We start from the raw sequence: 3,558 nt of genomic DNA on the forward strand, positions 1-3,558 counted from the left end.
CCCCCAGCGCCTCGGCCTGCGGCCTCCACCTCCAGCGCCTCGGCCTGCGGCCTCCACCTCCAGCGCCTCGGCCTCACCCACAGCAAAAAGCCCCAGCGGCGACACTGGGGCTTCCGTAGCGGCGTTGCGAAGCGTTAGGCGGCGACATGCCAGCGGCAGGGGAGGCCTTTCCGCTCCGCCACGGTGTCAAGCCAGAACTGCACCCCTGTCACGCGGGCCCTACGCCAATCGGACTGGAATTCGGCAAGCTCGCCGCCCTGAAGGTGATCGGCTGCGAAGCGCTGCTCTGCCTCGTTGAACTTGATCTGGAACGGGGTCTGGCTGGCGTAGTCGTACATGGCTGTTTCCTTCAGGTTGATTGATGTGGTCGAGACAAGTCACAGTACCAGAAGTATCACTGAAGTCAAAGATATAATGATACGTCCTGCGAGAAACTCGACGGGCAGCTCCGAGCGAAACCCGCAGTATCAATAGGCCTTGCCTCAGTGAGTCGGCCGCAACGGTCGATTTGGAGTCTCACACGAATATCGATTGACATTTTGAGACGTAAGGATCACATGCTCAAAGGGTCTAATGATCCGAAGGGGAGCCACCATGCAAGCACCGGAGCATACCGCCACGACCGCCATACCGAACGGGCACCTCGTCGGCTACGCCCGCACCTCCACCACCGACCAGAAGGCCGGGCTGGAGGCTCAGCTCAGGGACCTCACCGGAGCAGGGTGCGCGAAGGTGTTCCGCGAGGAGCTGTCCTCCGTGGCCACCAAGAGGCCGGAGCTTGAGAGGGCCTTGGATTACGTGCGAGAGGGCGACACCCTCATCGTCACCAAGCTCGACCGGCTGGCCCGCTCAGTGGCCGACCTCGTGGGCATCACCGCGCAGCTCCGAAGCAAGAGCGTGGCTCTCCGCATCCTCTCGATGAACCTGGACACCGGAACCCCAACGGGGAAGCTCATGGTGAACCTCCTAGGCTCTATTGCGGAGTTCGAACGGGAACTGATGCTGGAGCGGCAGCTTGAGGGGATCGCGCGGGCTAAGGCCGAGGGGAAGTACAAGGGCAGGGCTCCCACGGCTCGGCGCATGGCCCCCGAGGTCATCAGGCTGAAGGCTGAGGGCAAGACCGCCGACGCCATCGCCCAGGAGCTGCGGATCGGGAGGGCAAGTGTCTTCCGCATCCTGAAAACGGCCTAAAAAACAGCAGGAGCAGTGGCCCAGACACTCGATAAATGTGCGCGTGACAACACTACGAACCTGCACAGTTTATACTTGTTGATCGGCGACTCGTTATGGCCATACTGGGCGGCGCAACTCAACCGGAGACTGCGCATGACCAGCCTGACGCCTGCCCGCCTGCCGTCCCTCCCCGCATCAGCCGATGCATTTGCGGACCCCGATATCGCCATCACCTTCGCCCTGGACTGCCTGGAGCAGTTCGAGGTGAGCGCCTTCCTGGCCGACCGAAGGGCCGGGAGTGACCTAGCGGGCTGGCTGTCGCACGTCAGCTCGGTTCGCGATGAGGTCAGTTCCTCTTACGGTCCCGGTGCCGGTGCCCATCCGCCTCACCCGTAGCGGGCCGCCAGGCCATCCCCGAGCCGGCCCCAAAGCAGAGCGTGAGTGTGTGATGTCGAGTAAGACAATCCGTAGATATCTCGAAGCCAACCGCCGCATGATGGCCGAGGCCAAGGATATGCCCATAGGTATCTCGGTGGCGTTCCTCGGGGCCGCCATCTGGGGCTTCGACCCGCGAGACCCGAATGACCCGTGCCCGAGGCCGATTGGGCGGGAGGCGGGAGCCGAGACCATCATCCTCAAGGCCTCCACCGGGAGGGGCCGCAGCAAGCTGCTCCTGGACTACGCCGACACCCCCGAAACCATCGCCATGCGGGCGGACATGCAGGCCATCAATGCGTTCCTCGCAGAGGCCGATATCGGGCTCGACGGTAACCCGCCGCAGCTTCCTGTCTTCCTCACCCGTCGCTTCCAGATTGAGCACCCGGATGCACCCCATACGTTCGATCAACACGGGCGGCTCTACGGCGGCTTCTGGATGAACCTTCCGAAGACCCGGCGGCACCTCATTAAGATCAATGGCGAAGCGGTGGCGGACCTCGACTTCACCGCCATGTTCCCGCAACTGGCTTACCTGGCGGCTGGCGCGGTGTTGCCTCGGGGTGACCCATACGGGGGCATAGAGGGCCTTCCGCGAGCAGCGGCCAAGATGGGTCTCTCCGCGCTGCTCTCCCGCCAGGGGGCCATGCGCCGGCTGCCCAGCGAGGTCCGGGAGACCGCAGGCAAGGAGTGGAACGCCGAGCGGCTCAGCGAGGCCCTGGCGAAACGTCACCCGGCCATTGCCAGCATGTTCGGCACCGGGCTTGGCCTCAGGCTCATGTTCACCGAGAGCCGCATCCTGGTCGCGGCCCTACGAATACTCATGGCGCAAGGCGTCCCGGCGCTGCCAATGCATGACGGAATCATGGTAGCAAGATCAAAGGCGGAGAGCGCGAAACAGGCCATGGGCGGGGCGTGTGGGGGAGTTGTCGGGGTTGCGCTTCCAGTGATTAGGAAAGCGATGCACGCATATGGGTAACGCTGGGCAGCGGCCGATTGGAACTTGTCTTTTGACAGGCAGCGTCGGGCCTATGGCGAAATCGCACATCATTCCCGATGCCTTCATGAGGCGAGTGTCTGATGGCCCCTTCAAGGAATGGGATGGACGAGGCAGGCCGAGGAAAGCGTACAGCGGATGGTATGATAGGGGCATCATGGCCGATGCCGGCGAGGCGATCATAGCAAAGTTGGATGACGTAGCCGCGAAATGTTTTATCGAGAAAGGCTTTACCTATCGCAAGCGCCGCAATCCGCTCGATCCCGGCGAGCTACTCGATTCATTTGTTCCCGGAACTATCCACACCGTCACCGGTATTAATTCAGCCTCTGTTCGGCTATTTGCCCTTTCGCTCCTGTGGCGGGCGGCTGTTAGCAATCTTCCGGCGTTCGAGTTGGTCACGGTTCGCCCGAAGCGGCTGGAGGACCTTCGCCAAAGGATTCTGGACGATGATCCAGGGGCCGCTGACGAGTTCCCGGTTTATTTCGCATTCTTCTGCGGGCAGGAAGAGCTTCCGAAGATTACTCCCTTTAGATTTGAAAGACATGCATTTTACCGGTTCTTCCTTGACGGGGTGGTCTGCTACGTTTCCCCCACCAAGAGGCCTCAAGACGTTGCGAGATTCTCTCGTTTTTTCGTGGGGCGGGAGCGCGACACATTCCAAATGGGGTGCCTACCCAGTTCTAGTTCCGCGCTTGCACGGCAAGCAAAGGAGCAATTGCTTCAGTTATCTGAGAAGCACGGCGATATTTTCGGAGGAATGCGGGAAAGGTAGCAACTGATACCGACTGGTGGTGCTTCAGGTGTTGGCCATCAAGCCGGGTCTCGCCGAAACGGTGCCGGAGTTTTAAGAATGACTGCGGATTCCGACGTGAAGCCGGCCGCCATTCCGATCAAAGACCGGCCACCATTCCGATTTGAAGCCGGCCACCATTCCAATCAAAAGTCGGCCA

Annotated in this window: 5 protein-coding genes; 4 read left to right on the top strand and 1 reads right to left on the bottom strand. The window is 61.4% G+C overall.

Features of this window, described 5'->3' with window-relative positions:
- Nucleotides 1–134 precede the first annotated feature (134 nt).
- Nucleotides 135–338, bottom strand: a complete 204-nt coding sequence (locus tag NKI72_RS34330) for a hypothetical protein (RefSeq protein ID WP_352852155.1) — start codon at nucleotides 336–338, stop codon at nucleotides 135–137.
- Nucleotides 339–594: 256 nt separating this feature from the next.
- On the opposite strand from NKI72_RS34330, the gene NKI72_RS34335 reads away from it, so the two are divergent.
- The 4 genes from NKI72_RS34335 to NKI72_RS34350 all read left to right on the top strand — a co-directional run bounded on the left by NKI72_RS34335 (nucleotide 595) and on the right by NKI72_RS34350 (nucleotide 3,380).
- Nucleotides 595–1,191, top strand: coding sequence for a recombinase family protein (locus NKI72_RS34335; protein ID WP_352451822.1), 597 nt, complete (start codon nucleotides 595–597; stop codon nucleotides 1,189–1,191).
- Nucleotides 1,192–1,326: 135 nt separating this feature from the next.
- Nucleotides 1,327–1,569 (top strand): hypothetical protein, encoded by a 243-nt coding sequence (locus NKI72_RS34340; RefSeq protein ID WP_352451821.1) that lies wholly within the window; start codon nucleotides 1,327–1,329, stop codon nucleotides 1,567–1,569.
- Between the two features lie 52 nt (nucleotides 1,570–1,621).
- On the top strand, nucleotides 1,622–2,587 hold the full coding sequence (locus tag NKI72_RS34345) for a hypothetical protein (protein ID WP_352852157.1): 966 nt from the start codon (nucleotides 1,622–1,624) through the stop codon (nucleotides 2,585–2,587).
- Between the two features lie 175 nt (nucleotides 2,588–2,762).
- Nucleotides 2,763–3,380 carry a hypothetical protein gene (locus NKI72_RS34350; RefSeq protein ID WP_352451816.1) on the top strand — a complete coding sequence of 206 codons (618 nt, stop codon included), beginning with the start codon at nucleotides 2,763–2,765 and terminating at the stop codon, nucleotides 3,378–3,380.
- Nucleotides 3,381–3,558: the final 178 nt, after the last annotated feature.

The sequence above is a fragment of the Mesorhizobium sp. M0437 genome, assembly GCF_040321335.1.
Taxonomy (GTDB): domain Bacteria; phylum Pseudomonadota; class Alphaproteobacteria; order Rhizobiales; family Rhizobiaceae; genus Mesorhizobium.

Excerpts from the sequence above, each read along its gene's own strand:
- NKI72_RS34330 (WP_352852155.1), bottom strand. The coding sequence starts at position 338 with ATGTACGACTACGCCAGCCAGACCCCGTTCCAGATCAAGTTCAACGAG.
- NKI72_RS34335 (WP_352451822.1), top strand. The coding sequence starts at position 595 with ATGCAAGCACCGGAGCATACCGCCACGACCGCCATACCGAACGGGCAC.
- NKI72_RS34340 (WP_352451821.1), top strand. The coding sequence starts at position 1,327 with ATGACCAGCCTGACGCCTGCCCGCCTGCCGTCCCTCCCCGCATCAGCC.
- NKI72_RS34345 (WP_352852157.1), top strand. The coding sequence starts at position 1,622 with ATGTCGAGTAAGACAATCCGTAGATATCTCGAAGCCAACCGCCGCATG.
- NKI72_RS34350 (WP_352451816.1), top strand. The coding sequence starts at position 2,763 with ATGGCCGATGCCGGCGAGGCGATCATAGCAAAGTTGGATGACGTAGCC.